This window comes from Ideonella flava (assembly GCF_051857595.1).
Taxonomy (GTDB): Bacteria; Pseudomonadota; Gammaproteobacteria; order Burkholderiales; family Burkholderiaceae_C; genus Ideonella.
Map to the genome: position 1 here is coordinate 85468 of NZ_JBPZHD010000006.1, position 25631 is coordinate 111098.

Consider the following 25631-nt stretch of genomic DNA (forward strand, 5'->3'; position numbering starts at 1 on the left):
AGGGCTGTAGGACATCAGCGTGCAGGTGGGCGGCGGGCCGGGTCGGGCGGCCCTCCTACAGCGGGCGCCGGCCCCCGCCGACGGCCCGGCGACCGCGTCCTGCCCACACTGGGTCTGTTCGGCAATCCGTTTCCAGGAGGGCTCACCATGCCATCGCAAACCCACGAAGACCTTCGCGACCACGACGTCCGCATCCCGGCCGGCGAATCCATGGAAGGCCAGGAGCCCTATGCGCCCACGCGCCGCCATTGGCCGGGCATCCTGGCCGCCCTGGTGATCGCGCTGGCGGTCATCCTGCTGGCCATCGGCAGCCGCGACGAGGCCGATGATCTTTCGCAGGCCACCGCCACCGACGCGACGCAACGTATCGGGCCGGCAGTCGATCCAGACAGCGCGGCGCAGAAGGCCCGCGAGCCGGCGGTCATCGGCAGCGCCCCTTCGCCTTGAGCACAAGCGAAAGCCCCGGCTCGAGGGCCGGGGCTTGACGGGGGGCGCAGGCTTCAGCGGCCCGGCACGTCGGGATGGCGATCCCGGTTGTTGCGCACGCCGTCGCCATCACGGTCATGGTCGTAGGCGTTGGCGATGCCGTCGTGGTCCTTGTCATGCCGGCCCCAATAGCCGCGGGTGTAATGCCACTGGCCGTTGCGTTCGACCCAGCGCGGCTGGTAGTAGACGTAGCCCGGGCGGGCGGTGACCCAGGTGCCGGCGATCCACACGTGGTGGTTGTCGCGCCAGGCCCAGTACCCCGGGGTCCAGACATAGCCCGGCCGCGGCGGCGGCACAGGCTCGTAGCGCACGGCCGGCGGCGGCACGCGCACGACGAGGTCGACGTTGACGGCCGCCTGCGCGCTGGTCGGCAACAGGGCCGCCGGTGCCAGCAGCGAAAAGGCCAGCAGGGATGCCTTGTAGAGCATGGTGTTTCCTTTCAATGAAGGACAGTCATGCGGGCATCTTGGTTGCCGAATGGCCTGACTGCCATCAGACACAGCAACGTTGGCGCGCAGGCAGGGGCCTACAAACCAAAGGTCAAGAAAAGTGGCGCGATGTAATGCTCGCCCAGCATCAGGGCGAACAGCGCGAACAGGTCGACGATCGAGAAGCGGAAGGTGGGCATCGCCCAGTGCGCCGGATCGCGCCTGAGCTGCCACGCATACCAGACGAAGCGCCCGCCGAAGCCGGCGGCGGCCAGTGTGTAGAGCCAGCCCGTCCATCCGCTCACCAACCCCAACGGTTGCGGCAGCAGGGTGACGGCCCAGAGCACCACCGCGTACTGCAGCACCCGCCGCGCTGTGAAGGGCACGCCGTGCGTGACCGGCAGCATGGGCACGCCGGCCTTGGCGTAGTCGTCGCGGCGGTGGATGGCCAGGGCCCAGAAGTGCGCCGGCGTCCAGATGAAGATGATGAGGAACAGCAGCAGGGCGCCCGGCTCGACCTGCCCGGTGACCGCCACCCAACCCAGCAGCGGCGGCGCGGCGCCGGCCGCGCCGCCGATGACGATGTTCTGCGGCGTGCGGTGTTTCAGGAACAGGCTGTAGACGCCCGCATAGCCGATCAGGGAGCCCACCGTCAGCGCCGCGCACAGGGGGTTGGTGAAGGCCAGCAGCAAGGCCGTGCCCACCGCGCCGATGGCGCCGGCGAACAGACCGACCTGCCAGGTGCCGAGCGCCCCGCGCGGCAGCGGTCGGCCGCGCGTGCGGGCCATCACCGCATCGATGCGCTGGTCGACCAGGTGGTTCAGCGCCGCGGCGGCCCCGGCGACCAGGGCGATGCCCGCCGAGCCGAAGGCCAGCACCGGCCAGGGCGGTGCGGCGGGGCTCGCCAGCAGCATGCCGACCACGGCGGTGAAGACCATCAGCGCGACGACGCGCGGCTTGGTCAGCTCGAGGTAGTTGCGCCAGGGCGCCCGCCGGCTGGCCGGCAGGGTGATCAGGGGCGAGGGCGTCGAGATGATGGTGCTCCTAGCGGAAGAACAGCAGGCGGGTGAGGTTGACGTAGTGGCCTTCGGACGCCATCAGCCCCACCAGCACCAGCAGCGCCGCGGGCGGCAGCAGGATGGCGCAGATCAGGGCGAGGCGCTCCCAGGCCATGTGCATGAACACGGCAACGATCAGGCCCGCCTTGAGCATCATGAAGATCAGGATCAGGCTCCAGCGCAGCAACCCCTCGAAGTGGAAGTAGTCCACCAGGTACGACAGGGTCGACAGGACGAACAGCAGGCCCCAGATCTTGAAGTACAGGCCGATGGGATGCTGCTGGGCGTGCTGGGCGGGTGCAGCGCCGGTGTGCGTGCCGGTCGTGGCGACTTGCTCCATGGCGGCTCCTTACCAGAGGTAGAAAAGGGCGAAGATGAAGACCCAGACCAGGTCCACGAAGTGCCAGTACAGGCCGGCGATCTCGACGATCTGGTAGTTGCCGCCCTTCTTCCGGTCATAGAAGCCGTTGAGCAGGCGGATCGCCACCACGCACAGGTAGATCACGCCAGCACTCACGTGCAGGCCGTGGAAGCCGGTGATCATGAAGAAGGTCGAGCCGAACTGCGCCGCACCCATCGGGTTGCCCCAGGGCCGCACGCCTTCCTCGAGGATCAGCTTGCTCCACTCGAAGGCCTGCATGCCGACGAAGGTGGCGCCGAAGGCGGCGGTGGCGAACATCAGCCGGGCGGCGTTGACCTTGTCGCGCCGGTAGGCGCAGTTGACCGCCATCGCCATCGTGCCGCTGGAGCTGATCAGGATGAAGGTCATGATCGCGATCAGCAGCAGCGGGACCGGCTTGCCCGCGATGTCGAGCGAGAACACCTCGCTCGGGTTCGGCCACGGCACGGTGGTCGAGGTGCGCACCGACATGTAGCCGGTGAGGAACGAGCCGAAGATGAAGGTGTCGGACAGCAGGAAGATCCACATCATCGCCTTGCCCCAGGCGACCTGGAAGGTCTGCTGGTCGCCCGACCAATCGGACACCAGGCCGCGCCAGCCCTCGGGCTGGCTGCCCGCGTGGGCGACAGGTGCCGGCGGTGGCGCGGCCGCGTGGCCGGCGGGGCGATCCAGAGGCATGTCGGTCATCGCGTCACTCCTGTTTCAGCTTCTTCCGCAGATGAAGCGGACGATCTCGGGTGTCAGTTGCGCGAGGATGAAATACAGGACCAGCCACACCGCGAGCAGGAAGTGCCAGTAGCGGGCACACAGACGGATGCGCCAGGCGGCGGAGGGCAGCTGCGCGGCCGACATCGACAGGGCCTGGGCCGAGACGCTCCAGGCGACCAGGCCCCCCAGCACGTGCAGGCCGTGCAGGGCGGTGAGCACGTAGAAGAAGCTCGCGGCGGGATTGCTCGACAGCAGGACGCGCTGGTCGATCAGCACCTGCCAGGCCAGCAGCTGCGAGCCGACGAAGGCGGCTGCCGCGGCACCACCCCCCGCCAGCAGAACGCGCATGGCTCTCGGCTCGCCCGCACCCGCGGCCGCGGCGGCACGCTGCATGAGCACGCTGCCGACGACCAGCAACGCGGTGGAGATCCACAGCTGCGAAGGCAGCGTGATGGGCGACCAGTCCTGGGCGTCCATGCGCATGCCGTACGCCACGATGAACAGCGAGAAGAAGGTGCTCGCCACCCCCATGAAGAGCCACAGCGCGACGGCCGCGGCACGGGGGCGATCGGGCTCCGGCAGGCTCTGGACGCGCGCGGGCACGGTGGTCGTGTTCATCTCAATGTTCCTGTGTCGGTTCCGACCCGCCCGCCTCGGGCGGCGCGTTCTGCGGCACGAAGTCCTCCTTCGAGCCCGGCATGTTGTAGGCGTAGGCCCAGCGGTGCACCGTGGGCAGGTGCGGCCCCCAGTTCAGGTGCTTGGGCGGCGTGTCCGGCGTGAACCACTCCAGCGAGGCGGCGCGCCACGGGTTCGACGGCGCCTTCTGTCCATGGCGCAAGCTCCACAGCAGGTTGAAGACGAAGACGAACTGGAAGGCCCCCAGGAACAGCGCGACGATGGTGATGAACTCGTTGAGCGTGTGCGCCGACTGAGGGATGAAGTTGTAGCCCTCGTAGTTGTAGTAGCGCCGCGGCATGCCCAGCACGCCCAGGTAGTGCATCGGGAAGTAGATGAGGTAGGTGCCGAGGAAGGTCACCCAGAAGTGCGCGTTGCCCAGCCGGTCGTCCAGCATGCGGCCGGTGATCTTGGGGTACCAGTGGTAGATCGCGCCGAAGACCACCAGCAGCGGCGCCACGCCCATCACCATGTGGAAGTGGGCGACGACGAAGTAGGTGCCCGACAGCGGGATGTCCACGCTCACGTTGCCGAGGAACAGGCCGGTGAGGCCACCGGCCAGGAAGGTCAGCAGGAAGGCCAGCGTGAACAGCATCGGCACGGTCAGGTGGATGTCGCCCTGCCAAAGCGTGAGCACCCAGTTGTAGACCTTGATCGCGGTGGGCACCGCGATGATCAGCGTGCTGGTGGCGAAGAAGAAGCCGAACCACGGGTTCATGCCCGAGACGAACATGTGGTGCGCCCAGACGACGAAGCTCAGCCCGCCGATGATGAGGATCGCCCACACCATGGTGCGGTAGCCGAAGATCGCCTTGCGGGCATGCACGCTGATCAGGTCCGACACGATGCCGAAGGCCGGCAGCGCGACGATGTAGACCTCGGGGTGGCCGAAGAACCAGAACAGGTGCTGGAACAGCAGCGGGCTGCCGCCCTTGTAGTTCGTCACCTGGCCCATGCTGACGAGCGCCGGCATGAAGAAGCTGGTGCCCAGCGTCTTGTCCAGCAGCATCATCACGCCCGAGACGAACAGCGCCGGGAAGGCCAGCAGCGCGAGCACGGTGGCGGTGAAGATGCCCCACACCGACAGCGGCATGCGCAGCAGCGTCATGCCCTCGCAGCGGGCCTGCAGCACGGTGGTGACGTAGTTCAGGCCGCCCATCGTCGTCGCGACGATGAAGATCAGCAGCGACACCAGCATCAGGATGATTCCCCAGTCCCAGCCCGGCGTGCCGGCGAGGATGGCCTGGGGCGGGTACAGCGTCCAGCCCGCGCCGGTGGGCCCGCCGGGCACGAAGAAGCTGGCCATCAGCACGATCACGCTGAGCAGGTAGACCCAGAAGCTCAGCATGTTCATGTAGGGGAACACCATGTCCCGCGCGCCGATCATCAGCGGGATCAGGTAGTTGCCGAAGCCGCCGAGGAACAGGGCGGTCAGCAGGTAGATCACCATGATCATCCCGTGCATGGTGACGAACTGGTAGTAGCGCTCGGCGTTGATGAACTCGAACACGCCGGGAAAGCCGATCTGCAGCCGCATCAGGTTGGAAAGCACCAGCCCGACGATGCCCACCAGGATCGCGGTGCCGCCGTACTGCACGGCGATCACCTTGTGGTCCTGGCTCCAGACGTACTTGGTGATGAAGGTCTGCGGCTCGTGGTGCAGCTCTTCGGTGGGATGGACGTAGGCCATGGAGCGGTCCTCGTTACTGTGGGGCAGTGCCGTGCGACTTGATGTAGGCGACGAGCGCGTCCATCTCGTCGTCGGCCAGCGGAATGGCCGGCATCACCTGGGCAAAGCCCTTGATCGCGCGGGCCCTCGGGTCCTTGATGAAGGCACGCAGGTAGGCCTCGTCGACCCGGGCGGTCGAGCCGTCGACGAAGGTCTCGGTCTTGCCGAACAGGTTCTTCCAGGTGGGGCCGACGCCCGGGCTGCCGTCTATCGTGTGGCAGGCGGTGCAGCCCTTGGCCTGGGCCAGCGCGTTGCCCTTGGAGACCAGGTCGAAGCCGGCGCCGGCGGTCGCGCTGGGCGGCTGCTGGCTCACCGCGAAGGTGGCCTGCTGCTTGAGCCAGGTCTGGAAGCTCGCCTCGTCCTCGACCACGACCAGGCCATGCATGTTGGGGTGGCCGACGCCGCACAGCTGGGCGCACATCGCCTCGTACTTGCCGACCTTGGTCGGAGTGAACCAGAACCAGCTCATCTGGCCCGGCACGATGTTCATGCGGGCGCGGAACTCCGGCACGAAGAAGTCATGCAGCACGTCATGCGACCGGGCCAGCACCTTCACCGGCTGGTTGATCGGCAGGTGGATCTCGGTGCCCGTGATGACGCGGTCGTCCAGGCCGTTGGCGTCCGCCGGGTCGATGGCGAAGGGATTGGTGACGCTGAAGAAGCGGGCATCGGTGCCGCCCAGCTTGCCGTCGTCGCCAGGGAAGCGGTAGCGCCACTGCCACTGCTGGCCCAGCACCTCGATCTGCATCGCGTGGTCGGGCGGCTGCACATAGTCGGCATACACCTTCAGGCCCGGCGCCAGCAGCGCGATGATGCCGACCGAAGTGATGCCTATCAGCCAGTGCTCCAGCTTCTTGTTGTCGGGCTGGTAGGCCGATCGCGGGCTGCCGGGGCGGTGCTTGAACTTCCACACCGTGTAGACCACGAACAGCATGATCACGACGAAGAACAGGCCGGTGACCGCCATCGTGATCGACAGCGTGTGGTCCATCTGGATCCAGTTCGACGCCAGCGGCGTGAGCCACCACGGCGTCAGCCAGTGGAAGACGACGCTGGCGACGACGATCAACAGCAACGCGACGGCGACACCCATGTGATGCTCCCTCGGCTTGGCGGCTCGCGCCGGACCGCGGCCCGGCGCGATGGGCAGGTCTTCAGCGAGTGGCGGCCTGGCGCTGGCGGTACTGGGCCAGCTTGCCGTAGAGCTCGGCGGCGGTGATGCCGAAGACCAGGTGCGCGAGGAAGGTGCCCCAGGCGCGCATCTCGGCGAACCACGGGAAGACCTCGGTCAGCGCGAAGAAGTTGAGGACGTACAGCAAGGCACCGAAGATCGCGCCTATCAGCGGCAGCGAGACCTTGATGTCGTCGTCGTAGTGGTAGCCCGCGACAACGGCGCCCAGCACGATCGCGAAGCTGATGCCCAGCACGTAGTGCGTGACCAGGGCCACGGTGACGATGGTCGGGTCGAACACATTCGGCGGCGCGTGCAGCACGGTGTAGGGCCCCATCGTGATGGCCGCGACGAACTGCGAGATGCGCCAGGGCGCCTCGCCCATCATGGCACCCGACCACAGCAGCTCCAGCACCATCAGCACGGCCCCGGCGGCAATGCCCGCGACGGCAGCCGCCACAAGATCGGGCGAGCGGCCCTCCCAGCGGTGCAGGCGAAGTCGCATTTCCATGGTCACCTCCAAAAAACGCAAACGGCCGCGTCAGCGGCCGGGCAGGTCGAGGGAAGGGAAAGCAGGCACAAGGTCAGGCACGAGGGCGGGCTCGATGGCCGCCGCGGCGCACACAAAAACGCATCGTCCCCCGTGCGGGGGAGCGCTCATCGGGTGGCCTGCCACCGGGTTGGTGGTGGCGGGTCGCTCGGTCAGCGTCAAGCCGGTTCGCTCGCGCATACCACCCCCTTGATGAACAAGGCCCAAGGCCGCCCTCTTCGGGCCACCTTTGCGGGCGTTGTACTCCTGTTGGGGGCGGCCGACAAGGCGGCTGCTACTCCCCATGTTTCGGGCCGCGCGAAGCGCCGGCCGCGTGCGCCGATCCGGCTTTGCCGGTCCGCTGCGCACCCTGCTGCAGTTCAGCGACGTTTCGGAGTCTTCACAACATGCAAATCTGGATGAACCTGCTGGTCGTGCTGCAGATGCTCTCGGCCATCGTTTTCCGAGCGCGCGCAGCGCCGCTCCCATCCAGGGCGTGCGCGGATCCGGCTTTGCCGGTCCGCTGCGCGAGCCCCCTCGGGGGGCAGGCCCCGGAAGGGGCCGTGGGGGCTAACAAACTAGTCATGCAGCCAGGCCAGCTTGCGGCGGCCGGTGGGCGTGGCCGCCAGCGCACGTTCGCCGTCCTGGCGGCGCAGCCAGCCGCGCGAGAGGAAATGATCGAGCAGTGCGTGGCCCAGCGGGCCGGCCAGATGGTCGCGTCGCTCGGACCAGTCCAGGCACGGATAGGCCTGGCGGCGCGGGCCCGCCGAGGCGAGCCGGGCCTGCCACGCCGGGCCGTCCAGGCCCCAGCCGGTGAGGCCTTCGGCGCCGCGGGCGCTGAGCGCGAAGGCGGGGCCGGCGGCTGTCGTCGCGAGCTCGAGCCAGTGGTCCTGTTGCAGATGCGCGAGCAAGGCGACGCCGGCACGGCCCGCCAGATGGCCGTAGCAGCAACGCGCTTCACGCAGCCGCGCGCGTGCCGGCCGCGCCCACTCGGCCTCGTGGCTGCCACGCTCGGCGACCAGGGCCAGCGCCTCCAGCGCATGCGCCACCTCGGCATCGGCGAGGCGGTAGTAGCGGTGGCGGCCGCGCGGCTCGCAGCTCACCAGGCCGGCTTCGAGCAGCTGCGAGAGGTGGGCGCTGGCGGTGGACGCGCTGACCGAAGCGCAGGCCGCCAGCTCGCTCGCGCTGGCCAGCTCGCCGCCCAGCAGATAGCTCAGCATGCGGGCCCGGCTGCCGTCGGCCAGCAGGGCGGCGATGCGCACCAGGCGCGGCTCGTGCGGGGCGGAGTTCGTCTTCACAGCAAGCTGGTGTTGGAGTCCCGGGGGGCCTCGGCCCGCTCGTCCTGACTGTAGTCGCGCAGCACCTGCGCCACCCGGATGCGGTAGCTCGCGAAGACGCTCTCGCGGCCCTCGCGCTGGCCGGCACGGTGCGTGGCCTGGGTGCGCCAGGCGCGAACCGCGTCCTCGTCGCGCCAGGTCGACAGCGAAAGGTAGCTGCCCGGGCGGCTCAGGCTCTCGAAGCGCTCGACCGAGACGAAGCCGTCGATCTGCCGCAGCTCGGTCGACAGCGCGGCGGCGATCTCGAAATAGCGCTCGGCCCGACCCGGAAGGGGCGTGACCTCGAACAGCACGGTGATCATCAGGCGGCCTCTTTCAGGGTGGGCGGCTGGCAGAAGCTGGCGTCCACGACACGGGTGAAGGTGCGCCACTCCTGCAGGATGAAACGCTCCTTGTGCGCGAACTCGAAGTTGGCGCGTCCTTCCGGATCCTCGCGCAGGCGCTGGCGGTAGGTCTCGTAGGCGGCCAGGCTCGGGAAGGCAATCAGGCCCCAGGCCTCGTCGTTGCTGCCCTCGTGCGGCAGGAAGTAGCCGATCAGGTGGCCGCCGCAGCGCGGGATGATGCGCGCCCAGGCCTCGGCGTAGCGCTCAAAGAGGTCGCGCTGGAACGGGTCGATGCGGTATCGGATGAAACAGGTCAGGGTCATGTTGCGGGTGTGTCGTCGAGAGGGATGGCGCCAGTGTGGGCCGCGCACGCCCAGGGATGCTTCGCCCATGAACGAAGCATTGACGCCGTGTGCCGGCCGGCGTAAGACATGAGGGCCCTCGGCCGACTCATGTTGCCGCCGGGCCGCCCCTGGGCATCTGATCCCCTCGGGGACCGACGCCGAAGGCGGCGTAGGGGCTCGTGAATCGGCGGCGGGCCGTCCGCTCGCCGCTGCCATCCTGGTCGTCGAAAGGAGCAAGCCATGTCCGCCACCGCCTTCAACATCGTGCGTTTCCGCGTCAAGCCCGGTCGCGAGGAGGCCTTTCTGGAAGCCCATCGCCGGGCCGACCCCACCTTCAAGGGCTTTCGCCGCGGCTCGCTCGTCAAGACCGGCGAGCGCAGCTACTGCATGGTCGGCGAGTGGGACTCCTTCGATTCGCTCGCCGCGGCGCGGCCGCAGATGATCGCCCTGCTCGACACCTTCCGCGCCGACCTGGAGGATCTCGGCGGCGGGCTCGGGGTCACCGATCCGGTGTCGGGTCAAGTGGTGCTCGACCTGAAGCCATAGCGAGGCCCGCCTCGGCTGAAGTCCTCTGGCGCCATGGTGTGCCGGCTGTCGGGCCGGCTTGTCAATCATGCTGGAGCCTCCCTCGCGGAGGGAGGCTGGTGGGTGCAGATCGACTTGCTGGAGCCTCCTCCTGGAGGGGGCCCGGGGGAGCCCAACATTCGACCAAGGGCCAGAGCGGCTCTGCCGCTCTGGCCCTAATCCACTGCGGAGCCGAGCGCCATCCGCAGGCCGACGGGCGACATCGTCAGCGCCAGCCGCTCCTGCACGGGCAGGCCGTCGGGGGTGTCGACCGAATCGATGCGGAAGGACGCCAGCAGCATCGCCAGCACCATCTTCATCTCGGCCAGCGCGAGGTAGCGGCCCGGGCAGATGCGCGGGCCGGCGCCGAAAGGCATCACCACGCGCTTGGCCGAGCTGGCCGCCAGGGCGGCGTGGCCGTCGTTGGCGAGCCAGCGGTCGGGGTCGAAATCGGTCGCCCGGGGGAAGCGCGCATCGTCCAGCGCCGCCGGGCGCATCAGGCACATCACCAGCGTGCCGGCCGGCAGCAGCACGCCGGCCACCTCGCGCTCCTTCGCGGCCTGCTGGACGATGATCGGCGCCACCGGCTTCAGCCGCATGGTCTCGTGGATGCAGGCCTCGATGAAGTCGAGCTGGCCCAGCTGCTCGTAGCGTGTCGGGCAGGCCTCGCCACCGAGCGCCGCGTTGACTTCGTTGCTGGCGCGCACGGCGATCTGCGGATGCTCGTTGAGCAGCCAGATCGCCCAGGCCAGCGTGTTGGCCGTGGTGTCCTCCCCGGCCAGCAGCATGGTCAGCACGTTGCCGGCCACGTCGGCATCGGTGAGCTCGCTGCCTTCGCGGTCGCGCTCGACGAGCATGGCCTCGATCAGGTTGGCCGGCCGCTCCTGCCGCACCGGCTCGTGCGCCAGGCGGCGGCGGGCCGACTGGATGAAACCCTGCACCGCCTCGTTCAGCGCGGCCAGGTGCCCTTCGAGGGCCCGGTCGCCCGGCAGCCGGAACCAGTGCCAGTAGGGCAGCGGCGCCATGAGGCGGCGAAACAGCGCCGGCAGGATCTTGTCCAGGTGCTGCTGGATCACCTCGTCGTCCGAGCCTATGGTGTTGATGTCGGTGCCGAAGGCCAGGCCGGCGGTCACGTCCACCGTGAAGCGCATCAGCTCGGCCTGCAGGTCCATCGGGCGGCCGTTGGCAGCATGGCGGTGCCAGCGGTGGCGCAGCCTCTCGGTCACCTTCACCAGCGTCGGGAAGAAGGCCTTGATGTGCGTCGGATCCAGGCCGGCCAGCACCATCGGGCGCTGGCGTCGCCACTTGTCGCCGTTGGCCGTGAAGACGCCGTCGAAACCGAAGTCGCGCGCGATCTCGGTCATGCGCGAAGTCCGGCTGAAACCCTCGGGCCGGTCGCGCAGCACGCCGGCCACCACCTCGGGGTTGGAAAGCACGACGAACTCGCGCTCGCCGATGGAGAAGCGATAGACCTCGCCGAACTCCTTCGCCCAGGCCTCGGCGTGCTGGTGCAGCCGCTCGCGCTTGATCTGCAGCGCGTTGCCCAGCTTGGGCAGGCCCTTGGGGCCGGGCAGGTCGGCGATGCGGCGGAGCGCAGCGGCGCCGGCCGGATTCACCGGGGCGGCGGCCGAGGGGGGGCTGGTGTCGGTCACGGCCATGGAGGCTCCTGGTGGGTTGGATCAGCGCGGCGCGGAGTCCTCGAGCAGCGAGAAGCGCACGCCGAAGACCTCGCGCCGCTTCAGGGTGCCGTCGGCCGCCTTGTCGAGCACCAGCAGCACTTGATGCTCGGGCGGCCCGGCGGGCAGCACCAGGCGGCCTCCCGGAGCCAGCTGCTCGATCAGCGCCGGCGGGACCTCCTGCGGCGCCGCGCTGACGAGGATCTTGTCGAACGGCGCCTGCTCCGGCCAGCCCTGGTGCCCGTTGGCCACGCGCTGCGTCACGTTGCGGCAGCCCAGGCGGGACAGGCGCTGGCGGGCGGCCAGGGCCAGCAGCTCGATCAGCTCGACGGTGTAGACGTGCCGCACCAGCCGCGACAGGATGGCCGTCTGGTAGCCCATGCCGGTGCCGATCTCGAGCACCCGGTCGGCCGCCTGAGGGCCCAGCAGGTCGGTCATCACCGCCACGATGAAGGGCTGGGAGATCGTCTTGCCGCAGCCTATGGGCAGCGGCGAATCTGCGTAGGCGCACAGGCGCAGCTCGGAGGGCACGAATTCGTGGCGCGGCACTTCGGACAGGGCGTCGAGCACGCGCCTGTCCAGGGCCGCCTTGCCCAGGCGGCCGGTGTTGAAGATCACCAGGGCGGTGATCTCGGCCAGCATGCCGGCGCGCGATTGCGCGTAGTCGTCGTCGTCTGCCATGGCGCCGCTTTGCCGACTGGACGGCAGGCGAGGCGGTGCCAAATCCTACGCCGCCGCGGGCGGCGCTGCCAGCGCCGGCGGTGCGGCGGTGACGGGCAGCTCGAACCAGAAAACGCTGCCGTGACCCGCCTCGCTGCGCAGCCCGAGCCGGCCGCCCATCAGCGCGACCAGCTCGCGGGTGATGGCCAGGCCCAGGCCGGTGCCGGCCGCGCGCCCCGGCGCATCGCCGGACTGCTCGAAGGGCAGGAAGATGCGGTCCTGGTGCTCGGGCGGGATGCCGGGGCCGTCGTCGCTGACCTCGAAGCGAACGGCCGTGCCATCGGGCGCGGGCACGGCGCCGACCTGCAGGCGAACGCGTCCGCCGGGCGCGAACTTCACCGCATTGCCCAGCAGGTTGATCAGCACCTGGCGCAGCCGCTTCGGGTCGCACACGATGGCCGACGGGACGGACGGATCCACCGCATGTGAAACGCTCACCTCCTGCTCGCGCGCCCGCATGGCGATCAGCTCCATCACGTCGTCGACCATGCTGCGCACGGCCACCCGGGCCGGTGACAGCTCCAGCCGGCCGGCCTCGATGCGGGCCATGTCGAGCAGGTCTTCTATCAGCCCGAGCAGGTGCTGGCCGGATCGCAGGATGCTGTCCGTGTGGCGGCGCTGGCCGGCGGTCAGGGCAGGGTCCAGCTGCAGCATCTGCGTGAAGCCTAGGATGCCGTTCAGCGGCGTGCGCAGCTCGTGCGTCACATGGGTGAGGAAGCGCGATTGCGCGCTGCGGGCCTGCTCGGCCGCGTCGCGCGCGCTGCGCAGGTAGGCCTCGGCCTGGTGATGGATGGTGGCGTCGCGCAGCACCAGCACGCGCAGCGACTCGCCGCCGGCCGACAGCGAGCTGTGCGAGACCTCCACCGGCAGCTCGCCTTGGCGGGTGAGGGCCTGGCGCTCTTCGGTGATGCCGCTCCTGAGGGCGGGCGAGCGCGAAAGGCCCGGCACCAGGCTTTCCACCGTGCTGCCCAGCAACTCGCCGCGGGGGCGGCCGAACAGGGTCTCGGCGGCCGGATTGGCCTGGATGACGAGCTCGTCGCGCGCGACCACGATGGCATCCGCGGTGTTCTCGATGATGGCCGCCAGACGCAGCCTTTCGACCTCCAGCGCCTGGCGCGCGGCGATCAGCGCCTCCTGGTCGGCGAGGAAGGATTCGACCCTCCGCGCCATGGTCGCTATCTCGTCATTGCCGTGCACGGGCAGCGGGCGCTGTGCCGGCGCGCCGGGCGAATGCTGCAAGGCCCGGCTCAGCACCAGCAGTCGGCTCACGATGCGCCGGCCGAGGAAGACATAGCCCACGGCGGTGATGGCGAGCAAGGTGGCCAGCGCCAGGCCGGCGAACCACAGCTCCTGCTCGCGCAGGGCCCGGGCCTGCCCGACCATCGCCTGCCCGAAGCGCTCGGTGTGCCAGCGCGCCTGCTCGTGGGCGGCCTCCACCAGGCCGACCGCCGCGCGGTCCAGCTCCTGGCTGGTGGCCCGCCAGCGGGCCGATTCGCGCAGGCCGTTGCCTTCCGGGTCGACCTGCAGCTGGCGCCGCCGCAACTGCACCGCGATGGAGGCGGCGGCGCGCAGCATGTCGCTGGCGGTGTGCAGGTCCAGCACGCTGGCGTCGTCGCTTGCGGCCAGCGTGACGGTGAGCTCGGCGACCACGCCCTGGCCCTCCTCGATGCGGGCGAAGGCCGCCTGCAAGTCGTTGGCGCTGGTGGCCGAGCGCAGCGTGGCGGCGTCGACCTGCATGCGCATCGCCTGCAGGGTCAGCGACTGCGCGGCCTGCACGAAGACCAGCCTCTCGTCGGTCAGGCGGCGGAAGTTGCGCTCGACGGTGTGGATTCCGATCAGGCTGCCGGCGCAGATGAAGGCGAACAGCAGCAGCATCGCCAGCAGGGCCAGCACGAACTGGCTCTTGAGCGAGCCGATCCAGCGGCGAGGCTCGCCGTGATCGATCTTCGGCGGGGTCGGGCTCACGGGCGCGGCACCTTGCGCCACAGGCGACGGTAGACATCCCGGTAGCCATTGTCCGGATCGAAGCGCAGGCGCGGCCCCCCGTCGACCTGCAGATTGGCGGCCGTGAACAGGCGGGGGCGCCCGAAGTAGCGGCTGGGCGGCTGGCCGGACAGCAGGCGGTTGACCTCGTCCACCGCCTGCCAGCCCTGCAGCAGCAGCGGCTCGGCGACCGTCGCGCTCTGGAAGAGTCCGGCGCGGATGCGCATGAAGGCCGACGGGCTGCCGTCGCCGGCCGACACCAGCGCCGGCGTTGCGGTGCCCTCGGGCAGGGTCGCCAGCATCGGCGCCAGGTGGTCGAAGTACAGGTCGTTGATGGCCAGGGCGTGGGTCCAGGCGGCGCCATGGCGGGCCAGCAGCGTCCGCCCGGCGGCGGCCACGACCTCGGGCGGCGAAGCGATCGGCAGGTCCACCACCTCGAGCACGCGGCAATCGGCGCATTCGCGCACCGCCTCTTCCATGGCCTTGGCCTTGGCCCAGGCGATGCCTATGCCCGAATCCGAGAAGATCACGACGCCGGCGTGGCCGCTGCTGTCGACGATCGCCTGGCTGGCGGCCGCCCGTGCCACCGCCAGCGGCTCGGTCGTGATGTTCATGGCCACCGGCGTTTCGGGGATCGCGCCCAGCTGCGGGCCGGCGTGCCAGCCGACCACCGGCGTGCCGCTGGCGGCGAACGGCTTGAGCGATTCACGGAAGCGCTCGGCCGGCAGGCCCGCGAGCACCACGGCATCGGGCCGGGCGGCAGCTGCGGCCTCCAGGGCGGCCGTGCGGCCGCCGTCCTGGCCGAAGGCGTTGATGAGCCGGACCTTCCAGCCGAGCTCCCGCGCCGCCTCGCGGATGCCCTGGGCGACCCCCAGCACGCCGCCGTTGCGCAGGTTGTCTGCCACCACCACCAGCGTGCGTCCCGGCAGGCCCGGCGGGCCGCTCGAAGGGCCATCCCAGGCCGGCGAGGGGGACGAATAGAGCTGGGCCGTCTCGTGGGCGCGCTGCAGTGCATCCGGCTCCGCGGCCGTGCCGGCGAGCATGGCGCCGGACAAGGCGAGCCCGACGGCGCACGACGACCAGCGAAGGAGGAACCACTGCATGCACTCTCCTGGCGCTGGCGTTCTGGCGAGTGACCGACCGGCCGGCGTGTGCGTCAGGTTAGCAGCCGCACATGACACGAGCAAACGCCATCGTGCCGCGCGCGCTCAGGCAGCGGGCTCGGACGCCGCCTCGAGCGTCTGCCGCAGCATCATCTTGAGCTGCTTGCGGCCGCCGGCGTTGGTGGAGCGGAAGGCCTTCAGCGCCAGCTCGACGAACTGCTGCTCGCCCGCGGTCAGCCCGGGCGCTTCCTGCAGCTCGTCCAGCCAGCCCCCGGGCTGGCCGCAGGCGGCCTCGATCTGCCGCGCCAGCTTGTCGCCTATCGGCCGGCTGGACTTGATCTGGCTCCACATGCTGGGGCTGACCTGCAGCGCCTGGGCGAAGGCCTGCTCCAGGCCCTTGGGCGGCTCGCCGGCGCGCATGCGGGCTTCGGCGAACTGCTGGAACAACTGCAAGGCGTTCTGGCGGCGGACGAGGGTCAGGTTGGGCACGGGGGCGACGAGGGCAGGAGGCGGCAGGTCGCGGCATTGTCGCAGTGCGCAGCTGCGGTAGGAAAGACTCTTTACGCGGGCCGGCCCTGGGGCGAGCCGCTGGCCAGCGCGGCAGGGTCGAGCGTCCTCAGCACCCGCACCATCGCCGGCGCGCAGCGCGCCAGGGCTTCTTCCCAGGCCAGCCAGGCGAAGCGGTCCAGTTCCGGCCGTTCGCGGCCGTGGCGGTCGACGAAGGTGGAGATGCACACCAGTTGCCTCGCATCGACCCCGTCGACGCGCGTGGTGAACAGGTGCAGGTCCTTGCCCGGGCGGTAGGCGCGCCGGCCGAGGTCGATCAGCTCTTCGGGCGCCAGGCGAAGGCCCGTCTCCTCGGTGGTCTCGCGCACGGCCGCCTCGCGTGGAGATTCGCCCGGCTCGGCCCCGCCCTTGGGAATGTCCCAGTGTGAGGCCCCGCCGGCATGCCCGAGCAGCAGCTCCGCCCGGCCGTTGAAGACCAGGATGCCGCAGCTCAGGGTGGTGGCCATGGCGCATTGTCGACAAGCCTGAGGCCGCTGTCTTGATGCTTTCTTGATGCGGCGTGCCGAAGTCTTGGCATCGCCTTGACATGCCGCTTCCTACGATCAGGCCATCTCATTCGATGGAGATCCTCGTGGATCTGATCTACCTCACGCTGTGCGCCGTCTTCTGGCTCGTGGTGTTCGGCCTGGCCAAGGGTTGCGCGCGACTGCTGCGCAGCCACCAGTGAAGGCGAGCGACGGACATGGACGCCTTGACCGTGATCGCCGCCATCCTCGCCGGTGGCTTGCTCGTGTACCTCGTCGTCGCGCTGCTGCGGCCGGAGGACTTTTCATGATGACCGCCTCGTCGTGGACCTTGCTGGTCGCCTACCTGGTGTTGCTGGGCCTCGTCGCCTGGCCGCTGGCGCGGTGGATCGACACGGTCGTGAACGGCCGCTTCGCGTGGGGCCGCAAGCTCGAGGCGCCGCTGTACCGGCTGGCCGGCATCAAGCCCGAGCAAGAATCCGGCTGGCTGCGCTACACCGTCGGCCTGCTCATCTTCAACGGCCTGGGCGTGCTCGCCGTCTATGCGCTTCAGCGCCTGCAGGCCGGGCTGCCGTTCAATCCGCAAGGCATGCCGGCGGTGTCGCCCGACTCCTCGTTCAACACCGCCGTCAGCTTCGTCACCAACACCAACTGGCAGGGCTACAGCGGCGAGGCGACGATGAGCTACCTGGTCCAGATGCTGGGCCTGGCGGTGCAGAACTTCCTTTCCGCCGCCACCGGCATCGTGGTGGTCATCGCGCTGGTGCGCGGCTTCGCGCGCCACTCGGCGCATGCCATCGGCAACGTCTGGGCCGATCTCACGCGCGTCACGCTGTGGGTGCTGCTGCCCATCTCGTTCGTCCTGGCGCTGGTGCTGGTGCAGCAGGGGTCGATCCAGAGCCTGGGCGCCTACGTCGAGGCCAGGACCGTCGAGACCCAAAGCTGGGACGAGCCCGTGCTCGACGCCGAAGGCCAGCCCGTCAAGGACAACCAGGGCCAGCCGGTGATGACGCACGGATCCGGCCACACCCAGACGCTGGCCATGGCTCCGCTGGCCTCGCAGCTGGCGATCAAGATGGTGGGCACCAACGGCGGCGGCATCCTGAACGCCAATTCGGCTCATCCCTATGAGAACCCGACGCCGCTGTCGAACCTGCTTCAGATGCTGAGCATCTTCGCCATCCCCGCGGCGCTGTGCTTCGTCTTCGGCCGCATGGTGGGCGACCAGCGCCAGGGCGTGGCGGTGATCGCCGCGATGCTGGCGATGTTCCTCGTGATGGCCGTCGCCGTGATGAGCTTCGAGCAGCAGGGCAACCCGGCGCTCGCCGCTCTCGGCGCCGACCAGGTCGCCAGCGCCACGCAGCCCGGCGGCAACATGGAGGGCAAGGAGGCTCGCTTCGGCATCGGCGCCACGGGCCTGTTCGCCGCCATCACCACGGCGGCCTCGTGCGGGGCCGTCAACGGCATGCACGACTCGTTCACGCCGCTGGGCGGGGCGGTGCCGCTGGTGCTCATCCAGCTGGGCGAAGTGGTCTTCGGCGGCGTGGGCTCGGGCCTGTACGGCATGCTGGTCTTCGCCATCATGGCCGTCTTCATCGCCGGCCTGATGATCGGCCGCACGCCGGAGTACCTGGGCAAGAAGATCGAATCCTTCGAGATGAAGATGGTCTCGATCGCGATCCTCGTGACGCCGCTGCTCGTCCTGGGCGGCACGGCCGTTGCGGTGTCGGTGGAGGCAGGCAAGGTGGCGGTGGCCAACCCTGGGGCGCACGGCTTCTCGGAGATCCTCTACGCCTTCTCGTCGGCGGCCAACAACAACGGCTCGGCCTTCGGTGGCCTCTCGGCCAACACGCCCTTCTACAACGTCATGCTCGCCATCGCGATGTGGCTCGGCCGCTTCGGCGTGATCGTGCCGGTGCTGGCCATCGCCGGCTCGCTGGCCGCGAAGAAGCGCCTGGCCGTCACCGAGGGCACGCTGCCCACCCATGGGCCGCTGTTCATCGTGCTGCTGATCGGCACGGTGCTGCTGGTCGGCCTGCTGAACTACGTGCCGGCGCTGGCCCTGGGCCCGGTGGTCGAGCACCTGATGCTGTGGAAGTGATGCCATGAGCAAGAAGCAATTGCCCCTGTTCGACCCCGTGCTGCTCAAGCCGGCGCTGGTCGACTCCTTCAAGAAGCTCGCGCCCCAGGTGCAGTGGCGCAACCCGGTGATGTTCGTCGTCTATGTCGGCAGCATCTTCACCACGCTGCTGTCGCTGCGAACGCCGGATGCCTTCACCCTCGGGGTGACGACCTGGCTGTGGTTCACCGTGCTGTTCGCCAACTTCGCCGAGGCGCTGGCCGAGGGCCGCAGCAAGGCGCAGGCCGCGAGCCTGCGAGGCCTGAAGCGCAAGACCTGGGCCAAGAAGCTGGAGAGCTTCACTCCCGGCCGGCCGCGCCAGGACATCAAGTGGCTCCCGCTGGAGGCCGACGGCCTGCGCAAGGGCGACGTGGTGCTGGTCGAGGCGGGCGACGTCATCCCGGCCGACGGCGAGGTGATCGAAGGCGTGGCCTCGGTCGACGAGAGCGCCATCACCGGCGAATCGGCCCCGGTCATCCGCGAGTCTGGCGGCGACTTCTCCGCCATCACGGGCGGCACGCGGGTGCTGTCGGACTGGATCGTCGCGCGTGTCGCCGTGAACCCCGGCGAGACCTTCGTCGACCGCATGATCGCCATGGTCGAGAACGCCAAGCGGCAGAAGACGCCCAACGAGATCGCGCTGACCATCCTGCTGGTCGCGCTGACCATCGTGTTCCTCGGCGTGGTGGTGACGCTGATGCCGATGTCGCGCTTCAGCGTCGAGGCCGCGGGGGCCGGCCAGCCGGTGAGCCTGCTGGTGCTGATCGCGCTGCTGGTGTGCCTGATTCCTACCACCATCGCCGGGCTGCTGTCGGCGATCGGGGTCGCGGGCATGAGCCGCATGATGCAGGCCAACGTCATCGCCACCTCCGGCCGCGCGGTGGAGGCCGCGGGTGACGTGGACGTGCTGCTGCTGGACAAGACCGGCACCATCACGCTGGGCAACCGGCAGGCCGCGGCCTTCCTGCCCGCGCCGGGCGTGAAGGAGGCCGAGCTGGCGGACGCCGCACAGCTCGCCTCGCTGGCCGACGAGACGCCCGAGGGCCGCAGCATCGTGGTGCTGGCCAAGCAGAAGTTCAAGCTGCGCGAGCGTGACCTGGCCGCGATCCAGGCGCACTTCATCCACTTCTCGGCCCAGACGCGCATGAGCGGTGTCGACCTGCCCGCCATGGGCGTCCAGGCCGCACGCCAGGTGCGCAAGGGCGCGTCCGACGCCGTGCGCAGGCACGTCGAGGTGCTCGGCGGTGTCTTCCCCGCGGCGCTGCAGGCCCAGGTCGACGACGTCGCGCGCCGCGGCTCCACGCCGCTGGTGGTGGCCGACGGCGCCCGCGTGCTCGGCGTGATCGAGCTGAAGGACATCGTGAAAGGCGGCATCAAGGAGCGCTTCGCCGAGCTGCGCCGCATGGGCATCAAGACGGTGATGGTGACCGGCGACAACCGCCTGACCGCGGCCGCGATCGCCGCCGAGGCGGGGGTCGACGATTTCCTCGCCGAGGCAACGCCCGAGGCCAAGCTCAAGCTCATCCGCGATCACCAGGCGGCGGGTCGCCTGGTCGCGATGACGGGCGACGGCACCAACGACGCGCCGGCCCTGGCCCAGGCCGACGTGGCGGTGGCGATGAACACCGGCACCCAGGCGGCGAAGGAGGCCGGCAACATGGTCGACCTCGACTCCAACCCGACCAAGCTGATCGAGATCGTCGAGACCGGCAAGCAGATGCTGATGACGCGCGGGTCCTTGACCACCTTCTCGATCGCCAACGACGTCGCCAAGTACTTCGCCATCATCCCGGCGGCCTTCGTCACCACCTTCCCTCAGTTGCAGGCGCTGAACGTGATGAAGCTCGCCAGCCCGGCCTCGGCCATTCTTTCGGCAGTGATCTTCAACGCGCTGATCATCGTCGCGCTGATCCCGTTGGCCCTGAAGGGCGTGCCCTACCGCGCCGTCGGGGCGGCGGTGCTGCTGCGCCGCAACCTGGCTGTCTATGGCCTGGGCGGCGTGATCGTGCCCTTCATCGGCATCAAGCTGATCGACGCGCTGCTGGTCGCGCTGCATTTGGCCTGACGCGGCTTCATCCAGGAGTCATCCATGCGTACCTCCCTCACCTCCCTCGCCCAGGCCGAGGCCTCGGCCGAATCCACGCCCCTGGAGGGCCTGCTGCGGCCGGCCGTCACGCTGTTCGTCGTGTTGTCGCTCATCACGGGCCTGGCCTATCCGCTGCTCACCACCGGCGTGGCGCAGGCCGTGTTCCCCGACCAGGCCAACGGCAGCCTCGTGCGCGACGCCGGCGGCCAGGTCATCGGGTCGTCGCTGATCGGCCAGGCCTTCGGCGACCCCCGGCACTTCTGGGGCCGCCCGTCGGCCACCGCGCCCATGGCCTACAACGCCGGCGCTTCGACGGGCAGCAACCTCGGCCCGAGCAACCCGGCGCTGCATGACGCGGTGAAGGCGCGCATCGAGGCGCTTCGCGCGGCCGACCCGGGCAACACGGCGCCGGTGCCGATCGACCTCGTCACCGCCTCCGGCAGCGGCCTGGACCCGGAGATGAGCCGCGCCGCGGCCGACTACCAGGCGGCGCGGGTGGCCCGCGTGCGTGGGCTTTCCGTAGCGCAGGTGCGCCAGCTGATAGACCAGAACACCCGGACGCCCTGGCTCGGCTTCCTCGGCGAGCCGCGGGTCAACGTGCTCGAGTTGAACCTGGCGCTGGACGCTTTGCCCGCCCGGCCGTGATCGTCACCGGCTCGTTCTATCCCCCTTCATGCCGAGCCGCCGGCCGGGGCCTCGCCGGCATGGCGCCGTGCGAAGATGAGCGGCCGATGTCCGGTGCTGCCCGCCCATGCTGATCAACTGTGTCGCCTACCAGGATGGCCGCCGCGTCGCCGACCTGGGCGTCGAGGAGATCAGCGACTACCTGCAACGCACCGGCTGCTTCGTCTGGGTGGCGCTGCGCGATGCCACCGACGAAGAGCTCGCGCAGATGCAGGTGGAGTTCGGCCTGCACGAGCTCGCCGTCGAGGATGCGCGCCACGGCCATCAGCGGCCCAAGCTGGAGGAGTTCGGCGACACGCTCTTCATGGTGATGCACCTGCTGGAGTTCGAGGGCGGCGAGCTGCGCGTCGGCGAGGTCGATGTCTTCGTCGGCCGCAACTTCGTGCTGTCGGTGCGCAACCGCAGCAGCCAGCATTTCCTGGGCGTGCGGGAACGCTGCGAACGCGAGCCGCAGCTGTTGCGCCATGGCGCCGGCTTCGTGTTCTACGCCCTGATGGATGCCGTGGTGGATCGCTACTTCCCGCTGCTGGACGGCATCGAGACCGAGCTGGACGAGATCGAATCCCAGATCTTCGTGCACAACGCGGCCCGCTGGAACATCGAGCGGCTGTATGCGCTCAAGCGCCGCGCCACCGTGCTGCGCCATGCGGTCGCGCCCTTGCTGGAGGCCGCGGCCAAGCTGCACGGCGGCCGCGTGCCCGAGGTGTGCGTCGCCAGCCAGGAGTACTTCCGCGATGTGCACGATCACCTGGCCCGCATCAACGGCGCCATCGACGGCATCCGGGACACCATAGGCACGGCGATCCAGGTCAACCTGTCGCTGGTGACGATCGAGGAGTCCGAGACCACCAAGCGCCTGGCCGCCTGGGCGGCGATCTTCGCGGTGTCCACCGCGCTGGCGGGCATCTGGGGCATGAACTTCGAGCACATGCCCGAGCTGAAGTGGGCCTACGGCTATCCGCTGGCGCTGGGCCTCATCGCCGGGGCCGGCGGATTCCTGTTCTGGCGTTTTCGCAAGGCGGGGTGGTTGTGATTGCAGATCGCCCCGACCCCGACGCGTTGTTGCAGCGCGTGAGGGCCGAGGAGGCTCGCGAGGCCCGCGGCAGGCTGAAGATCTTTTTCGGCGCTTCGGCCGGCGTGGGCAAGACCTACGCGATGCTGCTGGCGGCGCGATCAGCGCAATCGGCCGGCGCGGCCCTCATCGTCGGCCTGGTCGAGACGCACGGCCGCAGCGAGACCGAGGCCCTGGCGCGCGACCTGCCGCTGCTGCCGCGCCGGGCCGTGCCCTACCGCGATCGCACGCTGCAGGAGTTCGACCTCGACGCCGCACTGGCCTGGGCGCGCGAGCAAGCCCATCCGCTGGTCCTGCTGGACGAGCTGGCGCACAGCAACGCGCCCGGCTCCCGCCACCCCAAGCGCTGGCAGGACGTGCAGGAGCTGCTGGACGCCGGCATCGACGTCTGGTCGACGATGAACGTGCAGCACCTGGAGAGCCTGAACGACATCGTCAGCGGCATCACCGGCATCCGCGTCTGGGAGACGGTGCCCGACCGCATCTTCGACGAGGCCGACGAGGTGGTGGTGGTCGACCTGCCGCCGGACGAGCTGCTGCAGCGTCTCGCCGCGGGCAAGGTCTACCTGCCGCAGCAGGCGGAACGGGCGGCGAAGAACTTCTTCCGCAAAGGCAACCTCCTGGCATTGCGCGAGCTGGCACTGCGCCGCACCGCCGACCGGGTCGACGACGAGATGCAGGCCTACCGCCGCCAGAGCGCCACCTCCCGGGTGTGGGCCACCCGCGAGGCGCTGCTGGCTTGCGTCGGGTCCGGCGAGCACGCCGAAAAGGTGGTTCGCGCCTGCGCGCGCCTGGCGTCCCAGCTCGACGTCGCCTGGCATGCGGTGCATGTGGAGACGCCGGCCGAGCAAAGGCTGACGGAGGCGGGGCGCGAGCACGTGCTGCGGGTGCTCAAGCTCGCCCATGAACTCGGCGCCACCACCGCCACGCTGGCCGCGCCCGATGCCGGCACGGCCCTGGTGCGATACGCCCGCGAGCACAACCTGGCCCGGATGGTGATGGGCCGCATGGCGCGGGCGTCGCACTGGCCCTGGCAGCGCTCGCTGGCCGACCAGGTGGCGGCGCGGGCCGACGACCTCGACGTGTTGCAGGTCGCCCTGCCGGCCGCCGGCGCCCCGCGGCCGGGCGCGGATGAAGTGCGCACCGCCGAGGTCGACCATGACTGGCGCGGCTACGCTGCGGCGGTCGCCGTGTGCGCCGTGATCGCGCTGGTCGCCACGCCGCTGCTGGGCGTGCTGGAGCTGACCAACATCGTGATGCTGTTCCTGCTGGCGGTGATCGGCATCGCGTTGGTCTGGGGCCGCGGTCCGGCGGTGCTGGCGGCCTTCGTGGGCGTGGGCCTGTTCGACTTCTTCTTCGTTCCGCCGCGCTTCAGCTTCGCGGTCAGCGATGTGCAGTACCTGGTCACCTTCGGCGTGATGCTGGTGGTGGCGCTGGTCGTGGGCCAGCTCACGGCCGGCCTGAAGGTGCAGGCCGAAGCCGCGACCCAGCGCGAGCACCGGGTGCGCGGCCTGTACGAGATGTCGCGCGACCTCTGCGGTGCCTTGCTGAGCGACCAGGTGGCGGAGATCGGCGCGCGCTTCCTCGACGCCGAGTTCAGCGCCAGGAGCGCCCTGCTGGTGGCCGATGGGCACGACCGCCTGCAGCTCGCGCCCGGCGCCACCGCGGCCGTCGACATGGGGGTGGCCCAGTGGGCCTTCGACCGCGGCGAGCCGGCCGGCCGGGGCACCGACACGCTGCCCGCCAGCGGCTGCCTGGTGCTGCCGCTGAAGGCACCGATGCGTTTGCGCGGCGTGCTCGCCATCGAGCCGAACGCCGCCGCCGGCGGCCCACGCCTGTGGGGGCCCGAGCAGCGCCGCGTGCTCGACACCTGCGCCTCGCTGATCGCCATTTCGCTGGAGCGCATCCACTACATCGATGTCGCGCAGCAGAGCACGCTGCAGATGGAATCCGAGCGCCTGCGCAACTCGCTGCTGTCGGCCATCTCGCACGACCTGCGCACGCCGCTGGCGGCGATGGTGGGCCTGGCCGACTCGCTGGTCCTGTCGAGGCCGGCGCTGCCCGAGGCGCAGCTGGAGATGGCCGCCGCCATGCGCCAGTCGGCCTTGCGGATGAACGCGCTGGTGGCCAACCTGCTGGACATGGCGCGGCTGGAGGCGGGCGCGGTGCAGCTCAACCGCCAGTGGCAGCCGCTGGAGGAGGTGATCGGCAGTGCGCTCGCCGCCATGGGCCCGGCGCTGGCCGGCCGGCCGGTGCGGGTGAAGCTGGCCGACGACCTGCCGCTGCTGCACCTGGACGCGACGCTGATCGAGCGCGTCTTCGTCAACCTGCTGGAGAACGCCGCCAAGTACACCCCGGCCGGCTCGCCCCTGGAGATCAGTGCATTGGCCGACACCGACCACGTGCTGGTGCACGTCGAAGACCACGGCCCGGGCCTGCCGCGTGGCCGCGAGGAGGCCATCTTCGAGAAGTTCGAGCGCGGCCGCAAGGAAAGCGCCACGCCCGGCGTCGGCCTGGGCCTGGCGATCTGCCGCGCCATCCTGCAGGCCCATGGGGGCGGCATCCGCGGCGAGACCCGGCACGATCCGGACGGCGGCAGCGGTGCCCGCTTCACCATCGTGCTGCCGCGCGGCGAGCCGCCGAGCGACGACGGGTCCCTGCAGGCCCTGGAGGAATCGAGCAAGGCATGAACGAGCATCCGATGCGCGTGCTGGTCGTCGAGGACGAGGCGGACATCCGGCGCTTCGTTCGCCTGGCCCTGGAGAGCGAGGGCCACGAGGTCTTCGAGGCCGAGGGCGTGCAGCGCGCGCTGATCGAGGCCGGCACCCGCCGGCCGGACCTGCTGGTGCTGGACCTCGGCCTGCCCGATGGCGACGGCGTCGACGTGATCCGCGGCCTGCGCGGCTGGTCCTCGATCCCGGTGATCGTGCTGTCGGCCCGCTCGGCCGAGGCCGACAAGGTCCAGGCGCTGGACGCCGGTGCCGACGATTACCTCGTCAAGCCTTTCGGCGCCGCCGAGTTGCTGGCTCGCGTGCGAGCGCAACTGCGCCGGCATGCGCAGCAAACACCAGCGGGCGAGTCCGTGGTGGCCTTCGGCGAGGTGCGCGTCGATCTGGCGCGCCGCCACGTCGAACGCGCCGGCGAGGTGCTGCACCTCACGCCCATCGAGTACCGATTGCTCACGCATCTCGCGGCGCAGCCCGACCGGGTGATCACCCACCGCCAGCTGCTCAAGGCCGTCTGGGGGCCCGGCCACGCCGAGGACACCCACTACGTGCGGGTGCACATGGCCAACCTGCGCAAGAAGATCGAGGCCGATCCCTCGTTGCCGCGCCACCTCGTCACCGAGGCCGGGGTCGGCTACCGCTTCGTGCGCTGAACCGCCATCGCGCGGGCGCCTGCAGG

Annotated in this window: 26 protein-coding genes; 9 read left to right on the forward strand and 17 right to left on the reverse strand. The window is 70.0% G+C overall.

Annotated elements, in window-relative coordinates; genetic code table 11:
* Nucleotides 1-147 precede the first annotated feature (147 nt).
* Nucleotides 148-447: a hypothetical protein gene (locus ACS5PM_RS14230; protein ID WP_439388301.1), complete on the forward strand. Its 300-nt coding sequence runs from the start codon at nt 148-150 to the stop codon at nt 445-447.
* A gap of 53 nt (nt 448-500) precedes the next feature.
* On the opposite strand, the gene ACS5PM_RS14235 is transcribed toward ACS5PM_RS14230, so the two are convergent.
* The 11 genes from ACS5PM_RS14235 to ACS5PM_RS14285 all read right to left on the reverse strand — a co-directional run bounded on the left by ACS5PM_RS14235 (nt 501) and on the right by ACS5PM_RS14285 (nt 9167).
* Complete coding sequence (locus ACS5PM_RS14235) at nt 501-914, reverse strand: YXWGXW repeat-containing protein (protein WP_439388302.1); 414 nt, start codon at nt 912-914, stop codon at nt 501-503.
* A 98-nt stretch (nt 915-1012) separates the two neighbouring features.
* Entirely contained in the window at nt 1013-1948 is a 936-nt protein-coding gene (gene cyoE, locus ACS5PM_RS14240; RefSeq protein ID WP_439388619.1) for a heme o synthase, read from the reverse strand.
* Between the two features lie 10 nt (nt 1949-1958).
* On the reverse strand, nt 1959-2312 hold the full coding sequence (locus tag ACS5PM_RS14245) for a cytochrome C oxidase subunit IV family protein (protein WP_439388303.1): 354 nt from the start codon (nt 2310-2312) through the stop codon (nt 1959-1961).
* A 9-nt stretch (nt 2313-2321) separates the two neighbouring features.
* Complete coding sequence (locus tag ACS5PM_RS14250; RefSeq protein ID WP_439388621.1) at nt 2322-3050, reverse strand: heme-copper oxidase subunit III family protein; 729 nt, start codon at nt 3048-3050, stop codon at nt 2322-2324.
* Between the two features lie 24 nt (nt 3051-3074).
* Nucleotides 3075-3698, reverse strand: a complete 624-nt coding sequence (locus tag ACS5PM_RS14255) for a cytochrome c oxidase subunit 3 family protein (RefSeq protein WP_439388304.1) — start codon at nt 3696-3698, stop codon at nt 3075-3077.
* A 1-nt stretch (nt 3699) separates the two neighbouring features.
* Nucleotides 3700-5445, reverse strand: coding sequence for a cytochrome c oxidase subunit I (locus ACS5PM_RS14260; protein ID WP_439388305.1), 1746 nt, complete (start codon nt 5443-5445; stop codon nt 3700-3702).
* A 13-nt stretch (nt 5446-5458) separates the two neighbouring features.
* The gene (locus ACS5PM_RS14265; protein ID WP_439388306.1) at nt 5459-6577 is read right to left on the reverse strand and encodes a cytochrome c oxidase subunit II; all 1119 of its coding nucleotides are present in this window, start codon (nt 6575-6577) and stop codon (nt 5459-5461) included.
* 61 nt (nt 6578-6638) lie between these two features.
* The gene (locus tag ACS5PM_RS14270) at nt 6639-7166 is read right to left on the reverse strand and encodes a hypothetical protein (protein ID WP_439388307.1); all 528 of its coding nucleotides are present in this window, start codon (nt 7164-7166) and stop codon (nt 6639-6641) included.
* Between the two features lie 596 nt (nt 7167-7762).
* Nucleotides 7763-8482: an ArsR/SmtB family transcription factor gene (locus ACS5PM_RS14275; protein WP_439388308.1), complete on the reverse strand. Its 720-nt coding sequence runs from the start codon at nt 8480-8482 to the stop codon at nt 7763-7765.
* Nucleotides 8479-8823 (reverse strand): antibiotic biosynthesis monooxygenase family protein, encoded by a 345-nt coding sequence (locus ACS5PM_RS14280; RefSeq protein WP_439388309.1) that lies wholly within the window; start codon nt 8821-8823, stop codon nt 8479-8481. The genes ACS5PM_RS14275 and ACS5PM_RS14280 overlap by 4 nt, the downstream gene beginning before the upstream one ends.
* Complete coding sequence (locus ACS5PM_RS14285; RefSeq protein WP_439388310.1) at nt 8823-9167, reverse strand: NIPSNAP family protein; 345 nt, start codon at nt 9165-9167, stop codon at nt 8823-8825. Before ACS5PM_RS14285 ends, ACS5PM_RS14280 begins: the two co-directional genes overlap by 1 nt.
* Nucleotides 9168-9428: 261 nt before the next feature.
* Here ACS5PM_RS14285 and ACS5PM_RS14290 point away from each other — a divergent pair, with 261 nt between their 5' ends.
* Nucleotides 9429-9734 carry an antibiotic biosynthesis monooxygenase family protein gene (locus tag ACS5PM_RS14290; RefSeq protein WP_439388311.1) on the forward strand — a complete coding sequence of 102 codons (306 nt, stop codon included), beginning with the start codon at nt 9429-9431 and terminating at the stop codon, nt 9732-9734.
* A 194-nt stretch (nt 9735-9928) separates the two neighbouring features.
* On the opposite strand, the gene ACS5PM_RS14295 is transcribed toward ACS5PM_RS14290, so the two are convergent.
* The 6 genes from ACS5PM_RS14295 to ACS5PM_RS14320 form a co-directional block, all read right to left on the reverse strand.
* Nucleotides 9929-11410: a cytochrome P450 gene (locus ACS5PM_RS14295; protein ID WP_439388312.1), complete on the reverse strand. Its 1482-nt coding sequence runs from the start codon at nt 11408-11410 to the stop codon at nt 9929-9931.
* A gap of 21 nt (nt 11411-11431) precedes the next feature.
* Entirely contained in the window at nt 11432-12109 is a 678-nt protein-coding gene (locus tag ACS5PM_RS14300; RefSeq protein ID WP_439388313.1) for a protein-L-isoaspartate(D-aspartate) O-methyltransferase, read from the reverse strand.
* 45 nt (nt 12110-12154) lie between these two features.
* Nucleotides 12155-14113, reverse strand: a complete 1959-nt coding sequence (locus ACS5PM_RS14305; protein ID WP_439388314.1) for a sensor histidine kinase — start codon at nt 14111-14113, stop codon at nt 12155-12157.
* Nucleotides 14110-15234: a substrate-binding domain-containing protein gene (locus tag ACS5PM_RS14310; protein WP_439388315.1), complete on the reverse strand. Its 1125-nt coding sequence runs from the start codon at nt 15232-15234 to the stop codon at nt 14110-14112. The genes ACS5PM_RS14305 and ACS5PM_RS14310 overlap by 4 nt, the downstream gene beginning before the upstream one ends.
* A 105-nt stretch (nt 15235-15339) precedes the next feature.
* Nucleotides 15340-15723 carry a hypothetical protein gene (locus ACS5PM_RS14315; protein WP_439388316.1) on the reverse strand — a complete coding sequence of 128 codons (384 nt, stop codon included), beginning with the start codon at nt 15721-15723 and terminating at the stop codon, nt 15340-15342.
* 71 nt (nt 15724-15794) lie between these two features.
* Complete coding sequence (locus tag ACS5PM_RS14320; RefSeq protein ID WP_439388317.1) at nt 15795-16247, reverse strand: NUDIX domain-containing protein; 453 nt, start codon at nt 16245-16247, stop codon at nt 15795-15797.
* 236 nt (nt 16248-16483) lie between these two features.
* On the opposite strand from ACS5PM_RS14320, the gene kdpF reads away from it, so the two are divergent.
* The 7 genes from kdpF (at nt 16484) to kdpE (ending at nt 25605) form a co-directional block, all read left to right on the forward strand.
* Nucleotides 16484-16576 carry a K(+)-transporting ATPase subunit F gene (gene kdpF / locus ACS5PM_RS14325; RefSeq protein ID WP_439388318.1) on the forward strand — a complete coding sequence of 31 codons (93 nt, stop codon included), beginning with the start codon at nt 16484-16486 and terminating at the stop codon, nt 16574-16576.
* Complete coding sequence (gene kdpA / locus ACS5PM_RS14330; RefSeq protein WP_439388622.1) at nt 16576-18366, forward strand: potassium-transporting ATPase subunit KdpA; 1791 nt, start codon at nt 16576-16578, stop codon at nt 18364-18366. The genes kdpF and kdpA overlap by 1 nt, the downstream gene beginning before the upstream one ends.
* 4 nt (nt 18367-18370) lie before the next feature.
* On the forward strand, nt 18371-20449 hold the full coding sequence (gene kdpB / locus ACS5PM_RS14335) for a potassium-transporting ATPase subunit KdpB (RefSeq protein WP_439388319.1): 2079 nt from the start codon (nt 18371-18373) through the stop codon (nt 20447-20449).
* Between the two features lie 24 nt (nt 20450-20473).
* Complete coding sequence (kdpC, locus tag ACS5PM_RS14340) at nt 20474-21115, forward strand: potassium-transporting ATPase subunit KdpC (protein WP_439388320.1); 642 nt, start codon at nt 20474-20476, stop codon at nt 21113-21115.
* Between the two features lie 106 nt (nt 21116-21221).
* Nucleotides 21222-22187 (forward strand): magnesium and cobalt transport protein CorA, encoded by a 966-nt coding sequence (locus ACS5PM_RS14345; RefSeq protein WP_439388321.1) that lies wholly within the window; start codon nt 21222-21224, stop codon nt 22185-22187.
* Nucleotides 22184-24916 carry a DUF4118 domain-containing protein gene (locus ACS5PM_RS14350; protein WP_439388322.1) on the forward strand — a complete coding sequence of 911 codons (2733 nt, stop codon included), beginning with the start codon at nt 22184-22186 and terminating at the stop codon, nt 24914-24916. The genes ACS5PM_RS14345 and ACS5PM_RS14350 overlap by 4 nt, the downstream gene beginning before the upstream one ends.
* The gene (gene kdpE, locus ACS5PM_RS14355; protein ID WP_439388323.1) at nt 24913-25605 is read left to right on the forward strand and encodes a two-component system response regulator KdpE; all 693 of its coding nucleotides are present in this window, start codon (nt 24913-24915) and stop codon (nt 25603-25605) included. Before ACS5PM_RS14350 ends, kdpE begins: the two co-directional genes overlap by 4 nt.
* Nucleotides 25606-25631 lie beyond the last annotated feature (26 nt).

Excerpts from the sequence above, each read along its gene's own strand:
- ACS5PM_RS14230 (WP_439388301.1), top strand. The coding sequence starts at position 148 with ATGCCATCGCAAACCCACGAAGACCTTCGCGACCACGACGTCCGCATC.
- ACS5PM_RS14235 (WP_439388302.1), bottom strand. The coding sequence starts at position 914 with ATGCTCTACAAGGCATCCCTGCTGGCCTTTTCGCTGCTGGCACCGGCG.
- ACS5PM_RS14245 (WP_439388303.1), bottom strand. The coding sequence starts at position 2,312 with ATGGAGCAAGTCGCCACGACCGGCACGCACACCGGCGCTGCACCCGCC.
- ACS5PM_RS14250 (WP_439388621.1), bottom strand. The coding sequence starts at position 3,050 with ATGCCTCTGGATCGCCCCGCCGGCCACGCGGCCGCGCCACCGCCGGCA.
- ACS5PM_RS14255 (WP_439388304.1), bottom strand. The coding sequence starts at position 3,698 with ATGAACACGACCACCGTGCCCGCGCGCGTCCAGAGCCTGCCGGAGCCC.
- ACS5PM_RS14260 (WP_439388305.1), bottom strand. The coding sequence starts at position 5,445 with ATGGCCTACGTCCATCCCACCGAAGAGCTGCACCACGAGCCGCAGACC.
- ACS5PM_RS14265 (WP_439388306.1), bottom strand. The coding sequence starts at position 6,577 with ATGGGTGTCGCCGTCGCGTTGCTGTTGATCGTCGTCGCCAGCGTCGTC.
- ACS5PM_RS14270 (WP_439388307.1), bottom strand. The coding sequence starts at position 7,166 with ATGGAAATGCGACTTCGCCTGCACCGCTGGGAGGGCCGCTCGCCCGAT.
- ACS5PM_RS14280 (WP_439388309.1), bottom strand. The coding sequence starts at position 8,823 with ATGATCACCGTGCTGTTCGAGGTCACGCCCCTTCCGGGTCGGGCCGAG.
- ACS5PM_RS14285 (WP_439388310.1), bottom strand. The coding sequence starts at position 9,167 with ATGACCCTGACCTGTTTCATCCGATACCGCATCGACCCGTTCCAGCGC.
- ACS5PM_RS14290 (WP_439388311.1), top strand. The coding sequence starts at position 9,429 with ATGTCCGCCACCGCCTTCAACATCGTGCGTTTCCGCGTCAAGCCCGGT.
- ACS5PM_RS14295 (WP_439388312.1), bottom strand. The coding sequence starts at position 11,410 with ATGGCCGTGACCGACACCAGCCCCCCCTCGGCCGCCGCCCCGGTGAAT.
- ACS5PM_RS14300 (WP_439388313.1), bottom strand. The coding sequence starts at position 12,109 with ATGGCAGACGACGACGACTACGCGCAATCGCGCGCCGGCATGCTGGCC.
- ACS5PM_RS14310 (WP_439388315.1), bottom strand. The coding sequence starts at position 15,234 with ATGCAGTGGTTCCTCCTTCGCTGGTCGTCGTGCGCCGTCGGGCTCGCC.
- ACS5PM_RS14320 (WP_439388317.1), bottom strand. The coding sequence starts at position 16,247 with ATGGCCACCACCCTGAGCTGCGGCATCCTGGTCTTCAACGGCCGGGCG.
- kdpF (WP_439388318.1), top strand. The coding sequence starts at position 16,484 with ATGGACGCCTTGACCGTGATCGCCGCCATCCTCGCCGGTGGCTTGCTC.
- kdpA (WP_439388622.1), top strand. The coding sequence starts at position 16,576 with ATGACCGCCTCGTCGTGGACCTTGCTGGTCGCCTACCTGGTGTTGCTG.
- kdpB (WP_439388319.1), top strand. The coding sequence starts at position 18,371 with ATGAGCAAGAAGCAATTGCCCCTGTTCGACCCCGTGCTGCTCAAGCCG.
- kdpC (WP_439388320.1), top strand. The coding sequence starts at position 20,474 with ATGCGTACCTCCCTCACCTCCCTCGCCCAGGCCGAGGCCTCGGCCGAA.
- ACS5PM_RS14345 (WP_439388321.1), top strand. The coding sequence starts at position 21,222 with ATGCTGATCAACTGTGTCGCCTACCAGGATGGCCGCCGCGTCGCCGAC.
- kdpE (WP_439388323.1), top strand. The coding sequence starts at position 24,913 with ATGAACGAGCATCCGATGCGCGTGCTGGTCGTCGAGGACGAGGCGGAC.